Below are 24,389 nucleotides of genomic sequence, written 5' to 3'. Positions count from 1 at the left end.
GAACACTAGGGTCGCATTAGGAATACTTCGTTCCTATTGAACTGGCAGGCTCGGAAAAATGTTGGAGACTTCGGCGCGGCTGCTGCGCCTGCTGTCCTTGCTGCAGACACCGCGTGATTGGACAGGCACGGAACTCGCCGAGCGCCTGGAAGTGAGCACCCGGACGATCCGCAACGACATCGACCGGCTGCGCAATCTCGGCTATCCGGTCGACGCGACCCGCGGCTCGGTCGGCGGCTACCGGCTCGGCGCCGGCGCCTCGTTGCCGCCGCTGCTGCTCGACGACGAGGAGGCCGTCGCGGTGGCGGTCGGCCTGCGCACGGCGGCGGGCGGCACGATCGCGGGCGTCGAGGAGACGTCACTGCGCGCGCTGGCGAAACTCGAGCAGGTGCTGCCGAATCACTTGCGGCGCAGGGTGAACGCGTTGCAGACGTACACCGTCCCGGTGCCACGCGATCAGCCTGGACCGCGGGTGAGCGCGGACATCCTGACCCTGATCTCGGCAGCGTGCCGCGACCATGAGCGCCTGCGCTTCGACTACCGCGGTCACGACGGCACCGCGTCGCGGCGTGCCGTCGAGCCGTATCGCCTGGTCAACTGGGGCCGCCGCTGGTACCTCGTCGCCTGGGACGTCGACAAGCACGACTGGCGGACCTTCCGTGTCGACCGGATCGAACCGAAGACGCCGCTGGGTCCGCGCTTCGCGCCCCGCGAGCCGCCCGAGGACGTCACCGACCGGGTGCGGCGCGGGGTGTCCGCGGCGGCCTGGCGCTACCACGCGCGAGTCACCGTGCACGCGCCCGCCGAGGTCGTATTCGAGCGGATCAACCCGGCGGTCGGCACGGTCGAGGCCGTCGACGCGGCGACCTGCGTGCTCGAAACCGGCGCCGACAGCCTCGACACGCTGGCCGTGCACCTCGGCATGCTCGGCGCCGGGTTCACCGTGACCGAGCCGCCTGAGCTGGTCGAGCTGGTGCGCGAGCTGTCCGAGCGGTATCGCGAGGCCACGCGTTAGGGCATGCCCTAAGGTTCGCCCGTGCCACCGAAGCGTCTCACCCGTGACGAGAGCCGGGCGCGGACCAGGGAACGCCTGCTCGAAGCCGCGGCCGAGCTGTTCGCCGAGCGTGGGGTGAACGGCGCTTCGGTCGAGCAGATCGCCGAGCATGCCGGGTTCAGCCGCGGCGCGTTCTACGGGAACTTCGCGGACAAGCACGAGCTGGTCGTCGCGTTGCTGAAGCAGCGGACGCGGCACGAGATCGCCGAGGTCGGCGCGCTGAAGCTGGGCTCGGCCGACGAGACGATGGACCGGCTGCGTGAGTGGAACGTCAAGCGTGCCCGGAACCTGGACGGATGGTTCGCGCTCCGAACCGAATTGGCGTTGTACGCACTGCGCAATCCCGAGGCGCGTCCGATGGTCGGCGAAGGCGAGCGGCTCGCCCGCGAAGCCGTCGAAGACGGGGTGCGGCACCAGTTCGCGGTGCTCGGCCTGGAACCACCCGCCGACCCCGCGTTCATCGCGTTGATCGTCCACTCGCTGCAGGATGGGTTGCTGCTGCAGCGTTTCCTGGCTCCGGAGGGGACGAGTGACGGTGTCGTCGTCGACGCCGTCCAGCTGGTGATGCGGGCGCTGGCCGCGCTTTCGGCTACTTCAGGCCGATGAACTCGGCCATTTGTTCCGCGGTGTGCACGAAAAAGGCGTCGGCCGGGTCGACGCTGCCGACGTACTGACCGAACAGCTCGAAGCTCAGCATCCCGAACAGCTGCGTCCAGGCGATCAGCAGCCTGGTCACCGTGATCGGCTCGAGCTCGCCCTGGAGCGCCGCGTTCAGCTGCTCGGCCTGGTCGCGCAGCACCTGTGGCAGCGGCACATGGCTTCGCGGCGGCTCGATGTCCGCCTCGCGGACGATCCCGGCCAGCACGAGCGCGACCCTGGCCGCCGGCGCGATCGTGTCCTGCGGCGCTTGGTAACCGGGGATCGGTGAGCCGTAGATCAACGCGTACTCGTGCGGATGCGCGAGCGCCCATTCGCGGACCGCGTGCCAGACGGCGGCCCAGCGGCCGACCAGGTCGGCCTGCGGCTGGTCCGCCTCCTCGGCTGCGGCGCCGATGGCGTTGTACGCGTCGATGATGAGCTCGGTCAGCAGGTGATCCCGGCTGGGGAAGTAGCGGTAGAGCGCCGACGAGACCATCCCGAGCTCTCTGGCGACCGCGCGCAAGGACAGCCCGTGCGCGCCGACCTCGGCGAGCTGGCGACGGGCTTCCTGCTTGATGTCGCTGGTCATCAGTACTCGAGCGCGGTCACGGGCCGTTGGCATGTGCCTGATTCTGGCAGAAGCGAGAGCGGTGCACAAATTCGAGAGCAGTGCTCTTGACAGCACGCCGAGCAAAGGTGTTCACTGTTCACAACAGAGAGCACTGCTCTCGCAAACATCAAGGAGACAGCAATGACCACTCGTTACATCGAGCCGAAGTCCGCGACGAACGTGTTCAACCAGGTCGTCGCGAAGCTGACCAAGCTCGGCTTCAGCGTCTGGGGCAGCAGGGTGCTCTCGGTCCGTGGCCGCAAGAGCGGCGAACTGCGCTCGGTCCCGGTCAACCTGCTCGAGATCGACGGCGAGAAGTACCTGGTCGCGCCGCGCGGGGTGACGCAGTGGGTGCGCAACCTGCGCGCCGCGGGCGAGGGACAGCTGCGGGTCGGGCGCCGCGTCGAGGAGTTCACCTTCGTCGAGCTGGGCGACGACGAGAAGCCCGCGATCCTGCGCCCGTACCTCAAGCGCTGGAAGTTCGAGGTCGGCGTGTTCTTCGACGGTGTCGACGCGAAGGCGTCCGACGAGAAGCTGCGCGAGATCGCGCCCGGCTACCCGATCTTCCGGATCACCGTCCGCTAGCGCGTCGCACGGTGCCCGCGACGAGCAGCACCCCGCCGAGCAGCGCGACCAGCCCGATCAGGAACCACAGCTTCGACCCGGTCATGAAGCTGCCGCCGATCACCCCGACCCCTTGCAGCACCCAGACCGCGCCGAGCAGCGCGAGCAGGACCCCGAGCGCGAGCAGCACCCATCGCTTCATAGGTTCAACCTAGCCCACCAGTCCGTGTTTGTAGGCGTAGACGACCGCGTGCACCCGATCGCGCAGGCCGAGTTTCGCCAGCACTCTGGACACGTGCGTCTTCACCGTCTCCTCGCCGACATGCAGGCGCTCGGCGATCTCGGCGTTGCTGCACGCGTCCGCGATGAGCAGCAGCACCTCTTTCTCGCGCGAGGTCAGCTTGTCGATGCCGGGCGCGGTGGACGTGGGTTCGATGCTGGTCGCGAAGCTGGCGACCAGCCGCCGCGTCACCGACGGATCGATCAGCGCGTCGCCACGGGCGGCCACCCGCATGGCGGAGACCAGCTCTTCCGGTGGCAGGCTCTTCAGCAGGAAGCCGCTCGCGCCCGCCCGCAGCGCGCGGTAGACGTACTCGTCGGCGTCGTACGTGGTGAGCACGAGCACGCGGGTGTCGTTGCCCGGCGCGGAAAGGATGGCCTCGCAGGCCGCCATCCCGTCGAGCTTGGGCATGCGGACGTCGATCACCGCGACGTCGGGGCGCAGGCGCGCGGTCTCGGTGACCGCGGCGTACCCGTCGCCGACCTCGCCGACGCATTCGAAGTCCGGCTGGGTTTCGAGCACGGCACGCATCCCGGAGCGGAACATCGCGTGGTCGTCGGCAAGCAGGACACGGATCAAGACTGCTCCAGAGGGAAGATGACACGGACCTGCCAGCGCTGCTCGCCCGGCAGCGGGCCGTAGGTGACCTGGCCGCCGAACAACGCGACCCGCTGGCGGATCCCGGTGAGCCCGCGATGCTGGAACTCGGTGGCGCCGCCGCGCGCGACGTGCGTGGAATCGTTGGTGATACTCAGGATCACCTCGATCTGGCGGTATTCGATGGCGACGTCGACGGTGCCGCCGTCGCCATGACGCAGCGCGTTGGTCAGCGCTTCTTGGACGATGCGGTAGAGCGCGACGTCGAGCGAACTCGGCAGCTCACGGGGCTCGCCGATCGTGGTGAGCCTGGCCGGGAGGCCCGCCGCGCGGACACCGTCGAGCAGCTCGTCGAGGTTGTCGAGGCCGGGTTGCCGCTGGCCGGACTCGGTTTCCTTGCGGTGCAACAGATCCAGCAGCCGCCGCAGGTCGACCATGGCCGCGCGGCTGGACGACTCGACGGCCGAGAGCGAGCGCCGCACCGGCGAGTCGTCACCGGGCAGGCCGAGCCTGGCCGCGCCCGCGTGCACGCCGATCGCGCTGACATGATGGGAAATGACGTCGTGCAGGTCGCGCGCGATGGCCGTGCGTTCCTCCGCGACGGCTCGCCTGACCGCCTCGGCCTCGTCCAGGCGGCGTTGCTCCGCCTTGCGCTCGAGTTCGGCGATGTACGCGCGGCGCGCGGTGGTGTACCGGCCGACCAGCCACGGCAGCACGCCCGAGGTCAGCATGCCGATGGAGACTATGCGCCATTCATGGGACCACTTGCCGGTACTGGCCAGCGAGCCCGCCAGCAGGCCGCCGCACATCGCGGCGAGCGAGAACCACGCGGGGACGGTGGAAAGCCAGGCGCCCGCCCGATAGCCGGCGATCAGGGTGCCCGCGTTGTTGCCGACCGCCTGCCCCGAGCACGTGCACAACAGGATCGGCCCGAGTGCGACCAGCAGCGCGTGCCCGAGCGCGACCCAGCCGGACAGCCTGGCCGGGCCAGCGAGCGCGGCGTCGGCCACGATCGACCCGATCAGGATGACCCACACCTGCCAGCCGCTGGTCAGCGCCGGGCCGCGGATCAGGAACTGGCCGACGTCCGCGACCAGGCACACCGCGGCGACCAGCATCGACTGCCGCGCCAGCGCCCCGCTCTTGTCCCGCACGGGGCCCACTCTGCACTAACCCGGCGGTCTTGGTGCGGGATGTAGCGGGCTTTATCCCGGGAGGGGCACCCGGGATAAAGCCCGCTACATCCCGCACAGGGCTCAGTAGCCCTGGCGGCGCCCGCCGTTCGGCGGCGCGCCGTAGCCACCGCCCCGCGTCATCTGGCCGGGTGAGCCGATGGTGGTGGCGGTCGCGGTGGAGCCGGTGACCTTGGCGTTGACGGTGACCGTGTCGCCGTTCTTCGGCTCGCTGGTCTTGCGGGTGGACGAGTCGATCGTGTACGTCTGCTTGAAGTTGTCCTTACTGGTCAGGGTGATCGACGTGGCGCTGAGCTCGGACACGGTGCCGGTCTGGAGCTGCTCGCTGGTGTAGCCGCCGTTGCCATCGGAGACGACGAATTGGCCGTGCAGCGCGTCGCGGGGAATCCCACCGGGGCCACCGGGCCCGCCCGGTCCGAAGATCATCCGGCCGCCGCCTGGTCCGCCCTGGCCCGCCGCGTTGTCGGCGTTCCCGCTGGTGCCGACGGCGATCGCGACCCCGCCGCCCGCGGCGATCACCACCGCGACGCCCACCGCGACCGCGGTCTTGCGGCCCGACCATTTCTTCTGCGTGGCGGGCGGCGGCGTGTCTCCCCAGCCCGCCTGCTCCGGCTGGGCGGTCGGTTCGGTGCTCATCATGTCCTCCGGTCGAAAGCCGAAACTTCTCGTCGCATCCACGATCGCGACCGGGGCTGTGTTTGAGCTGTGGCTCCCGCAGGCGGTACCTGTGGAGTGAACCCTCACAGCGGACGCACAGGAAGCTCACAGCAAGAGCCCACGCGCGCCCGCGAAGCTGGCACCATGACCAGCATGAACGAGTCCAAGGCCGACCTGCGCCGCGCGGACGGCACACCGGTGCGGGTACTCGTGGTCGACGACGAGTCGACACTCGCCGAACTGGTGTCCATGGCCTTGCGGATGGAGGGCTGGGAGATCCGCAGCGCGGGCACCGGCACCGAGGCCGTCCGCGTCGCGCGGGAGTTCCGCCCGGACGCCGTCGTGCTCGACGTCATGCTGCCCGACTTCAGCGGCCTCGAGGTGCTTCGGCGGATGCGCGCCGAGTCGGCCAACCTGCCGGTGCTGTTCCTGACCGCGAAGGACGCCGTCGAAGACCGCATCGCCGGGCTCACCGCCGGCGGCGACGACTACGTGACCAAGCCGTTCAGCCTCGAAGAGGTGGCGCTGCGGATGCGGGCGCTGCTGCGCCGCGCGCACGGCGTGTCCGGCAGCCGCGGCTCGATGCTGGTGGTCGGTGACCTGACGCTCGACGAGGACAGCCGCGAGGTGCATCGCGGCGGCGAGCCGGTGCCGCTGACCGCGACCGAGTTCGAGCTGCTGCGCTACCTGATGCGCAACCCCAAGCGGGTGTTGAGCAAGGCGCAGATCCTCGACCGTGTGTGGAGCTACGACTTCGGCGGCCAGGCGAATATCGTCGAGCTTTACATCTCCTATCTCCGCAAGAAAATCGACGCCGACAGGGAACCGATGATTCACACCATGCGTGGCGCCGGGTATGTCCTCAAGCCCGCGAGCTAAGCGGCCCTGGTCGCTGCGGCGGCGGTTGATCGTCCAGCTGGCCGCCCTGCTCACCCTGGTGTGCCTGGTGGTCGGGGTGGTGACGGAGTTCGCGTTGCGCGATTTCCTGATCGGGCAACTGGATCAGCGGCTTTCGGCGGCCAGCGACCGGGGTTTCCGCGGCCCGGGGCCGGGCCGTCCGAGCAACCCTTCCTGCGATCGGCTGCCGGGGGCGCTGTACGCCGTCGGGCAGGGAGTCGACTCGCTGTTCGTCGAGGTCACGCAGAAATGCGGGGTCCGCGCCGCGATCCTGCGCTCACAGTCGGACGGTTCGCCTTTCGGGCAGCTCCCGCACGACGCGCTGCCGGTCGCTGAGGCCACCAAGCTGCTGGGCCTGCCGCTCGACACTCCGCGCACCGTCGACGTCGGCAAGCTCGGCGGCTACCGGGTGGTCGCCAAACGCATGCCGGACGGCGGCCTGCTGGTGACCGGTCTGCCCACAAAGGACGTTTCGGATACCTTGTGGAGCCTCGGTTTCATCTTCGGCGGGGTCGCGTTGGGTGGGCTGGTGCTGGCCGGCGCCGTCGGCGCGGTGACCATCCGCCGGACTATGCAACCACTCGACCGGCTCGCCGCGACCGCGTCCAGAGTCGCTGAACTCCCGCTCGACCGTGGTGAAGTCGCGCTGTCCGAACGGGTCGACGACGTCGACACCGATCCGCGCACCGAGGTCGGCAAGGTCGGTTCCGCGCTGAACCGCATGCTCGGGCACATCGCGAACGCGCTGAAAGCCAGGCAGGCCAGCGAAAGCCGGGTCCGGCAGTTCGTCGCGGACGCCAGCCACGAACTGCGCACGCCGCTCGCCGCGATCCGCGGCTATGCCGAATTGACCAGGCGCAGCAAGGAAGACGTGCCACCGGACATCGCCTTCGCGATGAGCCGGGTCGAGTCGGAGTCGGCGCGGATGACCACCCTCGTCGAGGACCTGCTGCTGCTCGCGCGGCTCGACTCCGGGCGGCCCGTCGTGCACGAGCCGGTCGACGTCTCCCGGCTGGTCGCCGACGCCGTCGCGGACGCGCATGTCGCCGGTCCCGAGCACAAATGGCTGCTGGAAGTGCCGGGTGAGCCGATCAGCGTGCTCGGTGATTCCGGTCAGCTGCACCAGGTGCTGACCAATCTGCTGGCCAACGCCCGGTCGCACACCCCGGCGGGCACGACGGTCACCACCTCACTGTCCACAAAGGATGGCTGGGTGTGGCTGAAGGTCGTCGACGACGGACCCGGCATCCCGCCGGAGGTGCTGCCGGACGTGTTCGAACGCTTCGCGCGCGGCGACAACTCGCGTTCACGCGCGGCGGGCAGCACCGGGCTGGGGCTGTCGATCGTCGCGGCCGTCGTCGGCGCGCACCGCGGCGAGGTGAAGGTGTGGAGCCAGCCGGGCCGGACCGAGTTCCACGTGGCTATCCCGGCAGCCAATCCGCGTTAGCACCGCAAAGCACCAGGCAGGGCAGTTCGGCGTCGATCCGCCCGGCGAGCCAGGCCGCGAACGGCACCGCGGCTGCCGGTTCGACGGCGAGCCGGAACTCGTCCCACAGCCGGTCGCGCGCGGCGAGGGTCTCGTCGTCACCGACCAGCAGCGAACGCACGTCCCTGAGCAGTGAGAACGGCACGTCGCCGATCCGGGTGGCGCCGAGCGCGGACGCGGCGATCGAGTCGATCTCGACGTCGACCGGCTCGCCCGCCTCCAGCGCGGCGTTGAGCGCGCGGCAGTTCTCCGGCTCGACCGCGTACGTGGTCCGGTCGCCGATCGCGAGCGAGGTCCCGGCGGCCAGCCCGCCGCCGCCGACCGCGACGACCACGGCGTCGACGTCGGGCGCGTCTTCGACGATCTCGAGCCCGACCGTGCCCTGGCCGGCGACGACGGCCGGATCGTCGTAAGCGTGCAGGTAGCGCGCGCCGGGCCCGACGACCGCGTGCGCGGCCTCGGCCGCCTCGGCGTAGGTCGCGCCGTGACGGATCAGCTTCGCTCCAGTCTCCTCGATGCGCCTGGCCTTGGCGGCGGGTGCGCTTTCGGGCACGTAGACGGTCGCGGGCAGCCCGAGCAGCGCCGCGGCCGTCGCCACGCCGAGCCCGTGGTTACCGCCCGACGCGGTCACCACCTGCTCGGGACGTGCACCGCCGGCGAGCGCGTTGGCCGCGCCGCGCAGCTTGAACGAGCCGCCGCGCTGCAGGTGCTCCAGCTTCAGCACCAGCGGCCTGCCGTCGACGTCGGCGCGCAGCACCGGCGTGCGCCGGGCGTACGGGCGGATCGTGGTGGCGGCCGCGCGGACGTCCGCCGAGGTGGGAGTGCTGATCGTGGCGCTCATGCCTCCACCCTGCACCCTGCCGATGGGCGATCGCTACACTGGGCCACGGACCCCGCGCGGCGTCCACCCTGTGAACCTCCCCAGGGCCGGAAGGCAGCAAGGATAAGCAGGCTCTGGCGGGTGCGCGGGGTCCGCTTTCATGTTCAGGGTCGGCCGAACGAAACCTGTCGGTGCTGCCCGGTAGTCTCGCGGCGTGGCTCTCGCGCTGTATCGAAAGTACCGTCCGGCGACCTTCGCCGAGGTTGTCGGCCAGGAGCACGTCACCGATCCGCTGCGCACGGCTCTGGCCGCCGGCCGGATCAACCACGCGTACCTCTTCTCGGGGCCTCGCGGCTGCGGGAAGACGTCCAGCGCGCGGATCATGGCGCGCTCACTCAACTGCAAGCAGGGGCCGACGCCGGACCCCTGCGGCGAATGCGACTCGTGCAAGGCGCTCGCGCCCGAGGGGGCGGGCAGCGTCGACGTCACCGAGCTCGACGCCGCCAGTCACGGTGGTGTCGACGACGCCCGCGAGCTGCGTGACCGCGCCTTCTACGCGCCTGCGGACGCGCGCTATCGCGTGTTCATCATCGACGAGGCGCACATGGTCACCACGCAGGGCTTCAACGCGCTGCTGAAGATCGTCGAAGAGCCGCCAGAGCACGTCATCTTCATCTTCGCGACCACCGAGCCGGACAAGGTCCTCCCGACCATTCGCTCGCGCACGCACCATTACCCGTTCCGCCTGATCCCGCCGAGCTCGATGCGCCAGCTGCTGGAGCGCAACATCGCGGCCGAGGGCGTGCACGTCGAGCCCGCGGTGTACCCGCTGGTCATCCGGGCGGGCGGCGGTTCCGCGCGTGACACGCAGTCGGTGCTCGACCAGCTGCTCGCCGGCGCCGGCCCGGACGGCATCGACTACGGCCGCGCGGTCGCGCTGCTCGGCGTCACCGACGTCGCGCTGATCGACGACATGGTCGACGGCCTGTCCGCCGACGACGCGGGCGCGGTGTTCGGCACCATCGAGAAGCTCGCCGAGGCCGGGCACGACCCGCGCCGCTTCGCCACGGACCTGCTCGACCGGCTGCGCGACCTCGTGCTGCTGCGCTCGGTGCCGGAGGCGCCGAGCCGTGGCCTGGTGTCCGCGCCGGAGGACGAACTCAGCCGGATGGTCGCGCAGGCCGAGCGGATCGGCCTCGCCTCGCTGTCGCGCTACGCCGAGATCGTCCACAATGGACTCCTGGAGATGCGGGGCGCGACCTCGCCCCGGCTGGTGCTGGAACTGTTGTGCGCCAGGATGTTGCTGCCCTCGGTCTCGGACGACGAGGCCGCGCTGCTGCAGCGGATGGAACGCCTCGAGCGCCGCGCGACGCTGGGCGGACCGGCTCCGGCCGCCGCTCCCGCTCCCGCGCAGGGGCAGGCTCAGCCGCCGCAGGCTCAGGCTCAGGCCGCTCCGGTGGCCGCGCCGCCGTCCGCCGCGCCGGACCGGTTCCAGCGGCCTTCGCAGCGTGCTCCCGAAGCCGCGGCCGCCCCCGCTCAGCAGGCCGCGCCCCCTCAGCGGCCCGCGCCCGCCGCGGCGCCCGCTCCGGCAGCGCCCGCTCCTGCTCCCGTCGCGGCCCAGCCGGAAGCGGCTCCCGAGCCCGCGCCGTCCGGTGGCATGGATGCGACGGGCATCCGCCAGATCTGGCCGCAGCTGCTCGCCTCGATCCGCAAGATCCCCGGCGGCCGCAGCACCGAAGCCATGCTCACCCAGGCGACCGTGCACAGCGTCGAAGGCAACGCCGTCACGTTGACGCACAGCGCGGAACCCTTGGCACGCAGGCTTTCCGAGCAGCACAACGCGGAAAAGGTCGCCACCGCGCTCCACGACGTCCTCGGCGGCACCTGGCAGGTCCGCTGCGTGCACGGCACCCCGTCCGCGGCCCCGGCGGCGGCCCGCGCCCAGGCGCCCGCCCGCCAGGCCCCGGCCCAGCCGGAGCGTCAGGAACGCTCCTTCACCCGTCCGTCGGCAGGCCCCGCCGCCGCCCGCCAGGAGTCCGCGCCCGCGATCTCCCGCCCGGCACCCCAGCAGGTGGAGCGCCCCAAGGTCGCCCAGACCGAGCCGGACATCCCCCTGCCCCCCGAGCCGACGGACGACGAGGAGCTCTACGACGAGGACGCCAGCCCGGCGCCCCCGCCCCCACCCCCGTCCCCCGAAAACGACCCCGAGGAAATCGCGGGCAAGCTCCTCTCAGACCACCTGGGTGCCCGCCCCCTCGAGTCCTAGCCCTCCCTGCGCCCCAAAATCACTCCTGGGGCCTCCCGAGAGCCCGAAAGTGACTTTCGTCAGATAGGACCTGCCGAAAGTGGCTTTCGGGCTCTCGGGAGGCACCCAAAAAAATCCCAATGTGGCATTGGTCAGGTTTCAGCCCGCCAATGTGGCGTTCGTCAGACCAGAGCTGACGAAAGCCACATTGGGATTTTTTTAGCTGGGTCAGGCGAGGTAGGCCTCGATGGCGGCGGCGATGGCCGAGGCGTAGCGCTGGCGGCCTTCGGGGCTGGCCATGGCGGCGGCCTCGTCGGCGTTGCGCATGTTGCCGCACTCGACGAGGGCGGCCGGGCGGGTCGAGAGGTTGAGGCCGGCGAGGTCGGCGCGTGGGGCGAGGCCAGCCTGGCCGAGGTAGGTCGACGTCGGGATACCGGCGTCGCGGATGCCGTCGCGCAGCGCGCGTGCCAGGCGTGTCGACGGTTCGCCTTGCTGGGCGTTCAGCGGCGGTGACGAGTAGGCGACGTGAAACCCATGCGCCCCAGCGGAATTCGAGCCGTCGGCGTGGATGGAGATGACCGCGTCGGCGTTGGCCGAGTTGCCTGCCGCCGCCCGCTTGTCGACGCAGGGGCCGACGCCCGAGTCGTCCTGCCGCGTCATGATGACCTTGATCCCCTTGGCGGTCAGCGCCGCCGAAACGCGCTTCGCCACGTCGAACGTGAACGCGTGCTCGGGGTAGCCCGCGTTGGTCGACGTGCCCGTGGTGTTGCACGGTTTCGTCTGGCCGCGCCCGGCGGGCACCTGCTTGTTGATCTCGGCCGCGTGCGAGCCGTTGCCGCCGTTGTGCCCGGGGTCGAGCACGATCACCTTGCCCGTCTTGGCAGGCGCGGAGGGCTCGGAGGACGAGGCGGCGCTGGACGGCGGAGTCGGATCAGGCGACTCGGAGGCCGGAGCGGACTCCGAAGACGCGGCGGGCGGGATCGGCTGGATCGGTGGCGGCGGGTCCGGCCTGCACGCCATGAGCAGCATCGAACCGGTCAGCAAAGAGAACACCACACGCCGTCGCACGGCGCCCACGGTGCCACATCACAGACAGCTAGGCTGGAAGACACGTGCTTTCCAGGAGAGGAACAGTCGGATCATGGTGCAACCAGGTGGCGGCTTCGATATGGGCCAGATCCTCCAGCAGGCCCAGCAGATGCAGCAGAAGCTGGTCGAAGCCCAGGAGGAGCTGGCCAACACCGAGGTGACCGGCTCGGCGGGCGGCGGGCTCGTCACGGCGACGGTCACCGGCGACGGCGACCTCAAGGCCCTCACGATCGACCCCAAGGTCGTCGACCCCGAAGACATCGAGACGCTGACCGACCTCGTCGTCGCCGCTGTCCGTGACGCCAGCGGCAGCGCCCGCAAGCTGACCGAGCAGAAGCTGGGCCCGCTGGCAGGCGGCCTCGGTGGCGGCGGCATGCCGGATCTCGGCGCGCTGGGCCTGGGCTGACGCGTTGTACGAGGGTGTAGTCCAGGACCTGATCGACGAGCTCGGCAGACTGCCGGGCATCGGTCCGAAGAGCGCGCAGCGCATCGCCTTCCACCTGCTCTCCGCGGACCCAGCCGACATCGGCAGGCTCCAGGAGGTGCTCGGCAAGGTCAAGGAGGGCGTGCAGTTCTGCGAGATCTGCGGCAACGTCTCCGAGCAGGAGACCTGCCGCATCTGCCGGGACACCCGGCGTGACCTCACGGTCATCTGCGTGGTCGAGGAGCCGAAGGACGTGCTCGCGGTCGAGCGCACCCGCGAGTTCCGCGGCCGCTATCACGTGCTGGGCGGCGCGCTGGACCCGTTGTCCGGCATCGGCCCCGAGCAGCTGCGGATGCGTGAACTGCTGCAGCGCATCGGCGCCGCCGATGTCACCGAGGTGATCATCGCGACCGACCCGAACACCGAGGGGGAGGCCACGGCCACGTACCTCGTGCGCATGCTGCGCGACTTCCCCGGCCTGAGCGTCACCCGGCTCGCCTCGGGCCTGCCCATGGGCGGGGACCTGGAGTTCGCCGACGAGCTCACACTGGGCCGCGCCCTCTCCGGCCGCCGAGTCCTCTAGAACGCGATAAAGCGGGCTTTACTCCGCAGTGGAGTAAAGCCCGCTTTATCGCGTCAAAAACTCAGCAGTAGCCCATGGAGGCCAGCGAGTTCACGATGATCTCGCTGGGGTGGAACTTGTCCATCCAGGACTCGCCGCGGCGGTTCTGGTAGGTGTCCAGGAAGTGCTGCAGCTTGTCGCCGCGCATCTCCGTCAGCACCACGGTCTCGCCGAGGTGCTGCGGGGTCTCGGTGCGCTCGCGATGCACCGCGCACGGCAGGCCGAGGTAGTAGCACTCCGCCGAGAGGCCGCCCGAGTCGGTGACCACGTACTCGGCGCGCGCGACCAGCGGCAGGAACTTGAGGTAGCGCAGCTTCGGCCTGGCGATGAACTTGTCGTCGAAGATGTTGCCGAGACCCAGCGAGCGGATCTTCTCGCGCTCCGGGGCGCCCGCCATGTAGACGATCGGCATCTCGCGGCTCTGCTCGCGCAGGATCTCCAGCGCTTCCTTGTACTTCTCAGGCCGCGAGACCAGCTCGAAGCGGTGCAGCGTGGCCAGGCCGAACTTCTCCGGCAGGCCCTCGCCCTCGAACGGTTGGTTGATCGCGAGGCGCATCGCGTCGATCGCGGTGTTGGCCTCGGTGTCGACGACGACGCCGCGCGCGTTGCGCAGGTTGTTGACCTCACGCGCGCTCGGCGCGAAGTGCATGTCGACGATCTTGGCCGCGATCTTGCGGTTCAGCTCCTCGGGCAGCGGCGAGAGGATGCTGCCCGAGCGCGCGCCCGCCTCGACGTGCCCGACTCGGGACTTGAGGATGCGCTTGCCGATCAGCGAGCCGTACGGGGTGGTGAACGTGTCGCCGTGCACCAGCACGAGCGGCGGGCGGCCGTCCTCGGTCAGCGCGGCGCGCAGCTCCTCGCGGCGGCTCCACGCGGTGCGGAGCACCTGCGCGGCCCAGCCCGGCACCTGCTTCGGCGACTCGAGGTTGTGTGCCTGCTCGCGCGGGACCAGCCAGACGTCCGGTTCCGGCATGTTCAGGTCGGCCAGCACGTCCGAGACCTCGTCCACGTGCTGCGCCGTGAACCAGATCTTCGGCCGCATGCCGCGTTCGAGGATCCCGTGGTAGACCGGCGCGATTTTGATCAATTCCGCCGTGGTGCCGAGAATGAAGGAAATCACGAGGCGTTCTTTTCTGCTCGGAGTCTGCGGTGGGTGAAGGATACCCAGGTGGGAGAGCACGGTAGCCTCGGCCCTGATGAGTGCGAATACGCTCGAACCCAGTCTTAGCGTCGTGATCCCGGTCTTCAACGAGGAGAACTGGATCGGACGCTGCGTCGACGCCCTGGTCGCGTCGGCCGCGCACGCGAACTGGCCGGCCGAGGTCATCGTCGTCGACGACGGCAGCACCGACGGCACCGGCCAGCGCCTCGCCGAGCTCGCGGACCGGCATGGCATCACCGTGATCAGCCAGCCCAACCGCGGCCGTTTCGAGGCGCGCAGGGCGGGCCTGGCGAAGGCCGGTGGCCAGCAGGTCCTGCTGCTCGACAGCCGTGTCATCGTCGATCTGACCTCGCTCGAGTTCCTGCGCTCGCAGCTCGTCGAGCACGAGGACCGCACGGTGTGGAACGGCCACATCAACGTCGACTCCGAGGACAACCCGTACGCCGGGTTCATGGCGGGGCTCGTGAAGATCCCGTGGCGCCGCTACTGCGCGAATCCGCGCCTGATGTCGTTCGACATCGAAGAATTCGACGTCTTCCCGAAGGGCACCGGATTCTTTTCCGCGCCGCGCCAGATGCTCGAAGACGCGTCCAACGCATTCGAATCGCTTTATGAAGACGTCCGGCTCGCCAGCGACGACACCGGCGTGCTGCGCTGGATCGCCGAGCGCACCCGGATCTTCCTGGCGCCGGAGTTCTCCGCGACCTACCACGGCCGCGAGTCGCTCGAGAAGTTCGTGAAGCAGTCGTACTTCCGCGGCACCACCTTCGTGGACTCCTACATCGCGACCCCCGGCCCGGCCCGCAACGGCCTGTTCGCGGCGCTCGCCGTCGGCGTGGCCGGCCTCGGCATCGCCGCCAAGCGGCCGAAGACCGCGATCACGCTCGCGAGCGTCGGTTCCGCCGCGGCCGGAGCCGCCGTGACGCGGTTCGGCGCGACGAAGGCCGAGGGCGCCGCGGTCGCGAAGCTGACGCCGCTGTTCGCCGCCGGATTCGGCGCGGGTGTCGTCCGCGGCCTGATCCTCGCGCTGCGAGCCCGGCTCAAGCGATGAGTGCCGTGTCGGACGACCTGGCCAAGGACACCGGCAAATCCGCCGGGAAGATCGGCATCTCCCTGCTGATCGCCATCGGCCTGGGCTACGTGCTGACCCTGGTGGTCAGCCGCGTGCTCGAGCCGGAGGTCAACAAGGTCTTCCTGTCCTTCTGGGGCGTCCTGATGGGACTGGGCAGCGCGCTGTCCCCGCTGGAGCAGGAGATCTCCCGCCAGTCGGCGGTCGCCGCGCTCGACGGCGGCCGGGCAGGCAAGCCCGCGCTGCGGGCGATCACGGTCGGCGGCCTGGTCGTGGCGGTCGTCTCGGCACTTTCCCTGATCCCGGCGGCCACCGACCGCCTGTTCGGTGGCGATCCCGTGCTGGCGCTGCTGGTGCTGCTCGGCGGGGTCTCGTTCGCCTGCCAGTTCGGCACGCGCGGGTTGTTCATCGGGCAGAACCGGGTGCGTCAGTTCTCGTGGCTGATCCTGGCCGAAGCGGCCATCCGCATCGTGGTGCTCGGCGCGCTGGTGGTCGCGAGCATCGCGCATCTGGTGCCGCTGGCCATCGCGGCGACCGCCGGTTCGTTCGCCTGGCTGTTCTTCGCCAGGCCGGCGGCCAAGCTGGTCGATCCGCACCTCGACGGTGAATCCTGGCGCCCGATCACCGGCCGGATCCTGCTGCTCATGCTCGGCGCGGGGCTCACCGCCAGCGTCATCACCGGCTATCCGGCGATGGTGAACCTGCTCGCGCCCGGCGGCGACGGCGCCCAGCTCGCCACCCTCTTCCTCGCGCTCACCGTCGCGCGGATCCCGTTGATGCTGATGTCGCCCGTGCAGGCGATCGCGGTGCCGACCGTCGTGCGGCTGTCCAGCACCGATGAAGGGCTGCACAAGCTGCGCCGCTACCTGGTGCTCGGCGCGTTCGGCACCATCGCGGTCGGGGCGATCGGCGCGCTGGTCGGGCTCTTGATCGGGCCTTGGCTGATCCAGCTGCTCTACGGCGCGAAGTACGCGGCCGAGGGCTGGTGGGTGGCCGGGCTGGTCTGGTCCTCGGTGCTGATCGCGGCGATCCAGCTGATGACCGCCGTGCTGGTCGCCCAGACGCGGGCGAACAAGGTGCTCATCACGTGGGCGGTCGTCGCGGTCTCGACCGCGCTGACGCTGGTGCTGATGCCCGGCGACACCATCCTGCGCGCGGTGGTCGGGCTGATCGTCGGGCCGACACTCGGGCTGGCCGTCGTCACCGCGTTCGTAGTGCGCAAACCTGCCCCGGTAGGGTGACGCGGGGCTTATCCACAATCGCCGGTTTTGAGTTTGGACTGCGAATTCGATGAACGTTCTTCTCGTTTTGCTCGCATTCTGGCTGCCCGGTCTCGCCGTCGGTGCCGCTGTCGGCCTGCGCGGCTGGACCTTGGCGGCGAGCGGGCCCGCGCTGACGTTCGGGATCGTCGCGGTCGGCGTCCCGATCCTGGGCAAGCTCGGCGTCACCTGGAACCTGCTCAACGTCGCCTTGTGGGCGCTCCTGCTCACCATCGTCGGCTTCGGCGCTTCGCTGCTTTTCAAGCGCTTCACGAAGCCCAAGGAGATCGAGGGCGCGCCGGAGAACCTGCCGCGCACCCTGCGTGACCACCTGATCATCGGCGCCGGCGTGGTCGTCGGCCTCGGCGTCGGCGCGGTGACCTTCCTCCGGGGCAGCCACTCGCTCGACCGGGTGCAGCAGGGCTGGGACGCGCCCTACCACGGTGACCTGGTGCGCTGGATCGCCGAGCACGGCGACGCGCGCCCGTCGACGGTCGGCCAGATCGCGAACCTGCCGAACCAGACCGACTACTTCTACCCTGACACGTACCACGCGCTGCTCGCGCTGGTCTTCGGCAAGGCCGGGCTGGCCATGCCGCAGACGCTCAACCTGGGCGCGCTCGCGGTGATCCTCACCGTGCCGCTCGGTGTCGCCGCGCTGGGCGTGGCCTGGCGGATGCCCGCGATCGCCGTCGGCGCCGCCGCGGCCGTGACCACCTGGTTCACCGCCTTCCCGTACGACTCGCTGTGGCGTGGCCCGCTGTGGCCGTACGTCGCGGGCGTCGCGATGATCCCGGCGCTGCTGGCGATCACCCGCCACCTCATCGTGCCGCGCGGGCTGGCAGGCCCGGTCGGCATCTCGCTCGTGCTGGCCGGTCTCGCCGGGTTGCACACGAGCCTCGCGTTCGTCGCGACGGTTTATCTGCTGATCATTCTCGTCGCGGTCGTTTTCCGTTTCGAACCAATCAATTGGCGCGTTTCCCGCGCTTCATTGATCGCGACTGTCGCGCTCGGCGTCGTTTTCGCATTCCCGCTCGTTCTCCCCGCGCTCTACAACGCGGCAGGCGTGACGAGCGCGTTCTGGTCTTCCGAAGCGACGGTGTCCGGCGCGATCGGCGAAACGATCCTCTTCTCGCCGATGGCCGACTTCCCGTTGTGGTGGATCGGCATCCCGGCGCTGATCGGCATCTTCGTGATGATCAAGCGCCGCCGTAACCTGTGGATGGTCGCCTCGTACGTGGTGTTCGGCGGCCTCTTCGCGGCGACGGTCTCGCTCGAGACCCCGCTCATCCACACCCTTACCGGCATCTTCTACAACGACCACTGGCGTCTCGCCGCGCTCGTGCCGCTCGCCGGTTCCATCGCGTTCGGCGAAGCCATCAACGCGGGCGCCGAGAAGATCTCCGGCAAGCTCGTCGGCTGGCGCCCGTCACTCAAGCCCGCCATGGTCACGCTGGCCGCCGCCGCCGTGCTCGGCCTGCTGCTGGCCGGACTGAGCAAGGGCGCCTACATCGGCCGCAACAGCCAGCGCCTCGGCATGAACTACACCGACGGCCCCACGGTCAGCCGCGGCGAGGAAGCCGCGTACAAATGGCTCTCCGAGCACGTGAAGCCGGGCGAGCGCGTGATGAACGACCGCTCCGACGGCTCGGTCTGGATGTACGCGCTGTACGGCGTCTGGCCGGTCGAGTGGACGTTCTACGGCACCGAGGCCACCACCAAGTCCGGCCTGCTCACGATCCGCCTGAACGACCTCGACCACGACCCGCGCATCCGCCCGGCGCTGACCGACCTCAAGGTCCGGTACGTCATCAAGGGCAAGGGCCTCGTGACCCCGGAATCGCGGCCCGCGACCGGCCTGCAGAACCTCGAGCAGAACGAGGCCTTCAAGGTCGTGTTCCAGAACGACGATGCCACGGTCTACGAAATCGAAGGCCAGGAGAACGTGGTCACCTCGGGCGCCTCACCCGGCTCCTCCGCCTCAGGCAACTAAAGGGTCGTGAGTGTTTAGGCCGGTTAGAACCGGCCTAAACACTCACGACCCCAAAAGCGTGGGTGCTCCTTGCGGCCCGGCGGGGCGCACGCTCAGTGAGCCGTTAGAGTTATTGCGTGCAATCGACGGCTGTCGCCACCCAGCGTGTGCTCATCGTGATGCCCGCTCTCAACGAGTCGGGCAGCGTCGCCGACGTCATCGCGCAGGTGAACGCGTCGATGCCGGGGATCGACATTCTCGTCGTCGACGACGGTTCCGTCGACCAGACCGCGCGGCTCGCCAGGGAGGCGGGGGCGCGGGTCGCTCGTCTTTCGGTGAATCTCGGTGTCGGTGGCGCGCTGCGTACTGGGTTCCGGTACGCGGTGGCGCGTGGTTATGACGTCGTCGTGCAGGTGGACGCCGATGGCCAGCATGACCCCGAAGAGCTGAAAGCGCTGCTCGCGGGCCTGGAAGAGGCCGATATCGTGATCGGTTCCCGGTTCGCCGGGAAGGGCTCGTACAAGGCCAGCGGTCCGCGCAAGTACGCCATGGTCGTGCTCTCGTTCGTGTTCTCGCGGCTGGCGAAGACCAAGCTGACCGACGTGACCTCCGGGTTCAAGGCGATGGGGCCGAGGGCGATCAGGATGTTCGCCGAGTACTACCCGGCCGAATACCTCGGTGACACCGTCGAGTCGCTGGTGATGGCGATCCGGGGGCAGCTCAAGATCGCGGAAGTGCCGGTCGTCATGGGTGAACGGGTCGCGGGCACCCCTAGTCATTCGCCCGTGAAATCGGCCGTCTACCTCGGCCGGGCCGGGCTCGCGCTGCTGCTGGCGCTCATTCGCCGCAGGCCGGCGACCGACTCGTCGGATTCGGCGTAGGAGAAACCATGAACGGCTGGCAGATACTCAGCATCATCGTCGCTGTCTTCGTGCTGGCGTGCGTCATCGAGATGATGCGCCGTCGCAAGCTTCGCGAGAAGTACGCGGGCGTGTGGCTCGTGGTCGCCGTGGGCGTCGTGGTGCTCGCGGTCATCCCGCAGGCCGCCGAGTTCCTCGCCAAGCTGACCGGCGTGCAGACGCCGTCGAACTTCGTCTTCCTGCTGTCGGGCGTCGTGCTGGCGCTGGTGTCGCTGCACCTGTCCGTCGAGGTCGGGCACCTGGAAGAAGAGGTGCGCACCTCCATCGAGGAGATCGCGCTGCTGCGCTGCGAGCTCGAAGACACCCGGCGCGCGCTGGAAGCCCGTATCGCGGCTTTCGAGAAGGCTCCGGACAACGTGAACGGCCTGCCCGAGGTGAGCAGGGTCCGCTGAGCACGGCCCGGGACGTCGCCGAGGCCGTTCTCGCCGCGCCGCCCCGGCTCGGTGCCGTGCGGGTGCTCGCGATCGACGGGCCGTCCGGCTCGGGTAAATCGACTTTCGCGGATGCCGTCGCCGGTGAAATACGTGTCCTGAACCACACGGTCGCACTCGTGCGTACCGATGAATTCGCCACTTGGGATGATCCGGTCTCCTGGTGGCCCCGCCTTGTCGAAGGCGTGCTCACTCCGCTCTCAGAGGGCCGTGAGGGCCGTTATCGCCCTATGGACTGGTCTTCGGGCGTCCCTGTGCCCGGCGCCGAGTTAGCGCTTCCCGTGCCCGCCATTCTGCTGCTCGAAGGCGTTTCCGCAGCGCGGCTTTCGGTGAGGCCAAGATTGTCTTGCGTGTGCTGGGTCGAACACGGGGACGCGGCGGCCAGGCTGGCCAGGGCGGTCGCCAGGGACGGGGAGGCGAGCAGACGATCACTCACCGAGTGGCAGGCATTCGAACGTGGCTGGTTCGCTGCGGGCCAAGGAAGACAAACGACGGACAAATATCACGTTGCGTCATGATTTACCGACACTTTGCGGTCATTTCGGCCTCCACGTAGCGCGATCGTAACCTCACGTGCTTAAGTGCTGGGCGACTTCCGGCTAGTGTCACCGCACACACCGAAATCCCGTCCGTTCCTGACCGACCGGACGGTGAAATAATCCAACCTGTCCCAAGGGGTGCCAGATGCTGCAAATGCGGGTGGCCCGAGTGCGCCGGATAGCCCTGATCGGGCTTGCCGGAGCGCTCGCGCTCTCCATGTCCGCTTGCGCCGAGTCGAAGCGTGACGATGCCGCCGGTGGTGGCGGCAAGACCGGCGGCACGCTGGTCTTCGGCACGGCGAGCGTGCCGAAGCTGTTCGACCCGCTCTTCAACGACGAGGGCGAGACCGACCGGATCACCAGGCAGATGTACGACACCCTGGTCGCGTTCAAGGAAGGCACCTCGGAGCTCACCCCCGGCCTCGCCGAGAAGTGGACCCCGAGCCCCGACGGCAAGACCTGGACCTTCGACCTGCGTAAGGGCGTCAAGTTCCACGACGGCACCCCGTTCAACGCCGCGGCCGTCTGCTTCAACTTCGACCGCTGGTTCAACATGGCGGGCGCCGCCGCGCAGAGCCAGATGATCTACTACGGCGACGTCTTCGAGGGCTTCAAGAAGAACGAAGGCGACGCCAGCGGCGAGCCCGTTTACAAGAGCTGCGAGGCCAAGGACGAGAACACCGCCGTCCTGAACCTCAACAAGTACAAGGGCGCCTTCCCGGCCGCCTTCGGCCTTGGCTCCTTCGGGATGTCCAGCCCCGACGCGCTGAAGAAGTACGACGCCGACAAGGTCACCCAGAGCGGTGAAGCCTTCTCGTACAGCAGCTACGCGAACGAGCACCCGACCGGCACCGGCGCGTTCAAGTTCGAGTCGTACGACAAGGCCGCCAAGACCGTCACCCTGGTCCGCAACGACGACTACTGGGGCGAGAAGGCGAAGCTCGACAAGATCGTCTTCAAGACCATCTCGGACGAGAACGCCCGTAAGCAGGAGCTGCGCGCCAAGACAATCGACGGTTACGACCTCGTCTCGCCGCAGGACTACGCGGCGCTGAAGAACGACGGCTTCACACTGTCGCCGCGCCCGCCGTTCAACCTGCTCTACCTGGGCATCAACCAGAAGAACAACCCGGCGCTGAAGGACCTGAAGGTCCGCCAGGCGCTCGCGTACGCGTTGGACCGTGAGACGCTCGTCAAGACCAAGATGCCGGAAGGCGCCACGGTCGCGAAGGAGTTCCAGCCGGACACGCTGGCCGGTTACGCCAAGGACGTCCAGGAGTACCCGCACGACGTCAACAAGGCGAAGCAGCTGCTCGCCGAGGCCGGTCAGTCCAACCTGACGCTGAACTTCTACTGGCCGACCGAGGTCACCCGCCCGTACATGCCGAACCCGCAGGAGATCGCGTCGGCGCTGGCCGACAACCTCAAGCAGGCCGGTATCACGGTCAACCTCGTGCCGCGCCCGTGGAACGGTGGCTACAAGGACGACGTGCAGAAGCTCGGCAAGCACGACCTGCACATCATCGGCTGGAACGCGGACTACGCCGACGCCGGTAACTTCCTCGGCACCTTCTTCGGCCGCGCCAAGCCGGAGTTCGGTTTCGACAACCCCGAGCTGTTCGCCCAGCTGTCCAAGGCCGACGGCACGGTCGACCCGGCCGCGCACACCGCCGCCTACGAGCAGGCCAACCGCGACATCATGTCGAAGTACCTGCCCGCGGTCCCGATCCTGAGCTCGCCGCCCGCGTACGTCACGGCGTCGAACATCAAGGGCATGGTGGCCAGCCCGCTCAACAACGAGCACTTCAACACCGTGAGCAAGGGATAACCCTGAACACATAGCCGACAGGGGGTAGGCGTTTCCCGACGCCTGCCCCCTGCCCGCCATTTACAGGGCTAAGTCAGTTAAGGATTTCCATGCTCCGATTCATCGTGCGTCGGTTGCTACAAGCGATACCGACGCTCTTCGTTCTGTCGATTCTCGTGTTCGCCTGGCTCCGCTCGCTGCCCGGTGGTCCGGCCGGCGCGATGCTGGGCGACAAGGCGACCCCAGAGAAGCTCGCCAACCTCGAGCGCCTCATGGGTCTGGACCGCCCCATCTACGAGCAGTACTTCAAGTTCCTCGGCAGGGTCGCCACCGGTGACTTCGGCGTTTCGACCCGAAGCGGTGACCCGGTGCTCGACGAGATCGGCCGGGCTTTCCCAGCCACCATCGAGCTTTCGGTAGCCGCGCTGATCTTCGCGGTCGCGCTGGGCATCCCGCTCGGGTACCTCGCGGCGCGTTATCACGGCAGGCTGCTGGACAACACCACGATCATCGGGACGCTCGTCGGCGTCGCGGTGCCGGTGTTCTTCCTCGGAATCCTGCTCAAGTACGTCTTCTCGTCCGGCCCGTTCCTGCACATACTGCCGCCATCCGGCCGGGCACTGACGACGATCAACGCCACCCATGTGACCGGTTTCGCCACACTGGACGGCATTCTCACCGGCGAATGGGACGCCACGGTCGACGCGCTCCAGCACCTGGTGCTGCCCGCGATCGCGCTGGGCACCATCCCGCTCGCGGTGATCGTCCGGATCACCAGGGCCTCGGTGCTCGACGTGCTCAACGAAGACTTCATCCGCACGGCCAACGCGAAGGGCCTCGCCCGCCGCACTGTCCGCGGCAGGCACGTGCTGCGCAACGCGCTGCTGCCGGTGGCGACCACCGTCGGCTTGCAGACCGGCCTGCTGCTCGCCGGCGCGGTGCTGACCGAGAAGGTCTTCGCGTGGGGCGGCATCGGCTCCAAGACGGCCGAAAGCATCGAGCTCCGTGACTATCCGATGCTGCTCGGACTGATCATGCTCGCCGCGATCGTCTTCGTGGTCATCAACGTCCTTGTCGATGTCTCCTACGGCATCATCGACCCGAGGGTGCGTGTGCGATGACCTCGATGCTCAAGAACAAGCGCGACAAGATCGACCGGCTCGCCAAGGAGAGCACCCCCGTCAGCCGCGGCGTTTTCGCCGACGCGATGCGGCGCATGCGCCGTAACCCTGTCGCGATCACCGGCGCGGTGATCGTGTTGCTGTTCGTCGTGCTGTCGATCATCGCCCCGTGGCTCGTGCCCAAGGACCCGTACTTCCGCGACCCGGTGCTCACCGAGCACCTGCGCGCGGGCTCCATCCCCGGTGCGCAGCCCGGGTACCTGCTGGGCAGTGACGAGAACGGCCGCGACTTCTTCAGCCGGGTGCTGGTCGGCTCGCAGCAGTCGCTCATCGTCGGCGTGATGGCCACGCTCGTCGGGCTGGTGTTCGGCATGATCATCGGCGGCATCGCCGGTGCGGTCGGCGGCTGGGTCGACACCGCGCTCATGCGGTTCACCGACATCCTGCTGTCAATCCCGGGCCTGCTGCTGGCGGTCTCCATCGCCGCGCTGGCGCAGAAGCCCAGCCAGGTCACGGTCATCGTGGCGGTCGCGATCGTCAGCGTGCCGGTCTTCGCCAGGCTGCTGCGCGGTTCGATGCTGTCGCAGCGCAACAGCGAGTACATCCTCGCGGCCACCTCGCTCGGTGTGAAGCGGACGACGATCGTGTTCCGGCACATGCTGCCGAACTCGCTCGCGCCGGTCATCGTCCAGGCGACGCTGACGCTGGCGACGTCGATCATCGACGCGGCGGCGCTGTCCTTCCTCGGTCTCGGCGACCCCGACCTCGACCGCGCCGAATGGGGCGCGATGCTGGGCAAGGCGCAGAACTACCTCGAGATCAAGCCGGAACTGGCTTTCTATCCGGCCGCGGGCATCATCATCGCGGCACTCGGCTTCACTCTGCTCGGCGAGTCCATGCGGGAAGCCCTCGACCCGAAGAACAGGCGGTGA

General features: G+C 69.0%; 24 protein-coding genes and 1 other RNA gene. 17 read left to right on the top strand and 8 right to left on the bottom strand.

The window, feature by feature from the left end; translation table 11 throughout:
* Positions 1-58: 58 nt before the first annotated feature.
* Both BLV57_RS10150 and BLV57_RS10145 read left to right on the top strand, forming a co-directional pair.
* Complete coding sequence (locus tag BLV57_RS10150; protein ID WP_091288383.1) at positions 59-1,015, top strand: helix-turn-helix transcriptional regulator; 957 nt, start codon at positions 59-61, stop codon at positions 1,013-1,015.
* 21 nt (positions 1,016-1,036) lie between these two features.
* The gene (locus BLV57_RS10145) at positions 1,037-1,660 is read left to right on the top strand and encodes a TetR/AcrR family transcriptional regulator (protein ID WP_091288382.1); all 624 of its coding nucleotides are present in this window, start codon (positions 1,037-1,039) and stop codon (positions 1,658-1,660) included.
* Here BLV57_RS10145 and BLV57_RS10140 read toward each other — a convergent pair.
* Positions 1,644-2,282 carry a TetR/AcrR family transcriptional regulator gene (locus BLV57_RS10140; RefSeq protein ID WP_425425973.1) on the bottom strand — a complete coding sequence of 213 codons (639 nt, stop codon included), beginning with the start codon at positions 2,280-2,282 and terminating at the stop codon, positions 1,644-1,646. The two genes, BLV57_RS10145 and BLV57_RS10140, sit on opposite strands and share 17 nt — an antisense overlap.
* 162 nt (positions 2,283-2,444) lie before the next feature.
* On the opposite strand from BLV57_RS10140, the gene BLV57_RS10135 reads away from it, so the two are divergent.
* A complete protein-coding gene (locus tag BLV57_RS10135) occupies positions 2,445-2,888 on the top strand; it encodes a nitroreductase family deazaflavin-dependent oxidoreductase (RefSeq protein ID WP_091288380.1) in 444 nt (147 codons plus the stop codon).
* Here BLV57_RS10135 and BLV57_RS10130 read toward each other — a convergent pair.
* From BLV57_RS10130 to BLV57_RS10115, 4 genes are all read right to left on the bottom strand, one after another.
* Entirely contained in the window at positions 2,875-3,069 is a 195-nt protein-coding gene (locus tag BLV57_RS10130; RefSeq protein ID WP_091288379.1) for a hypothetical protein, read from the bottom strand. The genes BLV57_RS10135 and BLV57_RS10130 overlap by 14 nt on opposite strands.
* Positions 3,070-3,078: 9 nt before the next feature.
* Positions 3,079-3,726, bottom strand: a complete 648-nt coding sequence (locus tag BLV57_RS10125; RefSeq protein WP_091288378.1) for a response regulator — start codon at positions 3,724-3,726, stop codon at positions 3,079-3,081.
* Positions 3,723-4,898: a histidine kinase gene (locus BLV57_RS10120; RefSeq protein WP_091288377.1), complete on the bottom strand. Its 1,176-nt coding sequence runs from the start codon at positions 4,896-4,898 to the stop codon at positions 3,723-3,725. Before BLV57_RS10120 ends, BLV57_RS10125 begins: the two co-directional genes overlap by 4 nt.
* Before the next feature lie 102 nt (positions 4,899-5,000).
* Entirely contained in the window at positions 5,001-5,576 is a 576-nt protein-coding gene (locus tag BLV57_RS10115) for a hypothetical protein (RefSeq protein ID WP_245757246.1), read from the bottom strand.
* Positions 5,577-5,738: 162 nt separating this feature from the next.
* Between BLV57_RS10115 and BLV57_RS10110 the strand changes: the two genes are divergently transcribed.
* Positions 5,739-6,473 carry a response regulator transcription factor gene (locus BLV57_RS10110; protein ID WP_091288376.1) on the top strand — a complete coding sequence of 245 codons (735 nt, stop codon included), beginning with the start codon at positions 5,739-5,741 and terminating at the stop codon, positions 6,471-6,473.
* A complete protein-coding gene (locus BLV57_RS10105) occupies positions 6,451-7,938 on the top strand; it encodes a sensor histidine kinase (protein WP_091288375.1) in 1,488 nt (495 codons plus the stop codon). Before BLV57_RS10110 ends, BLV57_RS10105 begins: the two co-directional genes overlap by 23 nt.
* Here BLV57_RS10105 and BLV57_RS10100 read toward each other — a convergent pair.
* Entirely contained in the window at positions 7,913-8,818 is a 906-nt protein-coding gene (locus tag BLV57_RS10100) for a serine/threonine dehydratase (protein WP_091288374.1), read from the bottom strand. The genes BLV57_RS10105 and BLV57_RS10100 overlap by 26 nt on opposite strands.
* Positions 8,819-8,861: 43 nt before the next feature.
* Between BLV57_RS10100 and ffs the strand changes: the two genes are divergently transcribed.
* Together ffs and BLV57_RS10090 are read left to right on the top strand one after the other, a co-directional pair.
* An RNA gene (gene ffs, locus BLV57_RS10095) (signal recognition particle sRNA small type) lies at positions 8,862-8,958 on the top strand.
* Positions 8,959-9,011: 53 nt separating this feature from the next.
* On the top strand, positions 9,012-11,063 hold the full coding sequence (locus tag BLV57_RS10090) for a DNA polymerase III subunit gamma and tau (protein ID WP_091288373.1): 2,052 nt from the start codon (positions 9,012-9,014) through the stop codon (positions 11,061-11,063).
* A 207-nt stretch (positions 11,064-11,270) separates the two neighbouring features.
* On the opposite strand, the gene BLV57_RS10085 is transcribed toward BLV57_RS10090, so the two are convergent.
* Entirely contained in the window at positions 11,271-12,110 is an 840-nt protein-coding gene (locus BLV57_RS10085; protein WP_425425972.1) for an N-acetylmuramoyl-L-alanine amidase, read from the bottom strand.
* Positions 12,111-12,183: 73 nt separating this feature from the next.
* Between BLV57_RS10085 and BLV57_RS10080 the strand changes: the two genes are divergently transcribed.
* Positions 12,184-12,537, top strand: coding sequence for a YbaB/EbfC family nucleoid-associated protein (locus BLV57_RS10080; RefSeq protein WP_091288372.1), 354 nt, complete (start codon positions 12,184-12,186; stop codon positions 12,535-12,537).
* A gap of 4 nt (positions 12,538-12,541) precedes the next feature.
* The gene (gene recR, locus BLV57_RS10075) at positions 12,542-13,138 is read left to right on the top strand and encodes a recombination mediator RecR (protein ID WP_091289067.1); all 597 of its coding nucleotides are present in this window, start codon (positions 12,542-12,544) and stop codon (positions 13,136-13,138) included.
* 61 nt (positions 13,139-13,199) lie between these two features.
* Here recR and BLV57_RS10070 read toward each other — a convergent pair whose 3' ends face one another.
* Positions 13,200-14,297 (bottom strand): UDP-N-acetylglucosamine 2-epimerase, encoded by a 1,098-nt coding sequence (locus tag BLV57_RS10070; RefSeq protein WP_091288371.1) that lies wholly within the window; start codon positions 14,295-14,297, stop codon positions 13,200-13,202.
* A gap of 76 nt (positions 14,298-14,373) precedes the next feature.
* On the opposite strand from BLV57_RS10070, the gene BLV57_RS10065 reads away from it, so the two are divergent.
* The 8 genes from BLV57_RS10065 to BLV57_RS10025 all read left to right on the top strand — a co-directional run bounded on the left by BLV57_RS10065 (position 14,374) and on the right by BLV57_RS10025 (position 24,389).
* Positions 14,374-15,390, top strand: coding sequence for a glycosyltransferase family 2 protein (locus BLV57_RS10065; protein WP_091288370.1), 1,017 nt, complete (start codon positions 14,374-14,376; stop codon positions 15,388-15,390).
* On the top strand, positions 15,387-16,649 hold the full coding sequence (locus BLV57_RS10060) for a lipopolysaccharide biosynthesis protein (protein WP_091288369.1): 1,263 nt from the start codon (positions 15,387-15,389) through the stop codon (positions 16,647-16,649). The genes BLV57_RS10065 and BLV57_RS10060 overlap by 4 nt, the downstream gene beginning before the upstream one ends.
* Positions 16,650-16,698: 49 nt before the next feature.
* On the top strand, positions 16,699-18,660 hold the full coding sequence (locus BLV57_RS10055; protein WP_091288368.1) for a DUF6541 family protein: 1,962 nt from the start codon (positions 16,699-16,701) through the stop codon (positions 18,658-18,660).
* 158 nt (positions 18,661-18,818) lie between these two features.
* A complete protein-coding gene (locus BLV57_RS10050; protein ID WP_091289066.1) occupies positions 18,819-19,520 on the top strand; it encodes a glycosyltransferase family 2 protein in 702 nt (233 codons plus the stop codon).
* Positions 19,521-19,528: 8 nt separating this feature from the next.
* Positions 19,529-19,951: a DUF2304 domain-containing protein gene (locus BLV57_RS10045; protein ID WP_091288367.1), complete on the top strand. Its 423-nt coding sequence runs from the start codon at positions 19,529-19,531 to the stop codon at positions 19,949-19,951.
* Positions 19,952-20,674: 723 nt separating this feature from the next.
* Positions 20,675-22,357, top strand: coding sequence for an ABC transporter substrate-binding protein (locus tag BLV57_RS10035; RefSeq protein ID WP_091288366.1), 1,683 nt, complete (start codon positions 20,675-20,677; stop codon positions 22,355-22,357).
* A gap of 89 nt (positions 22,358-22,446) precedes the next feature.
* On the top strand, positions 22,447-23,457 hold the full coding sequence (locus BLV57_RS10030; RefSeq protein ID WP_091288365.1) for an ABC transporter permease: 1,011 nt from the start codon (positions 22,447-22,449) through the stop codon (positions 23,455-23,457).
* The gene (locus BLV57_RS10025; protein ID WP_091288364.1) at positions 23,454-24,389 is read left to right on the top strand and encodes an ABC transporter permease; all 936 of its coding nucleotides are present in this window, start codon (positions 23,454-23,456) and stop codon (positions 24,387-24,389) included. Before BLV57_RS10030 ends, BLV57_RS10025 begins: the two co-directional genes overlap by 4 nt.

This window comes from Amycolatopsis xylanica, assembly GCF_900107045.1.
Lineage (GTDB): Bacteria > Actinomycetota > Actinomycetes > Mycobacteriales > Pseudonocardiaceae > Amycolatopsis > Amycolatopsis xylanica.
This window is presented reverse-complemented; position numbering and strand designations above follow the sequence as displayed.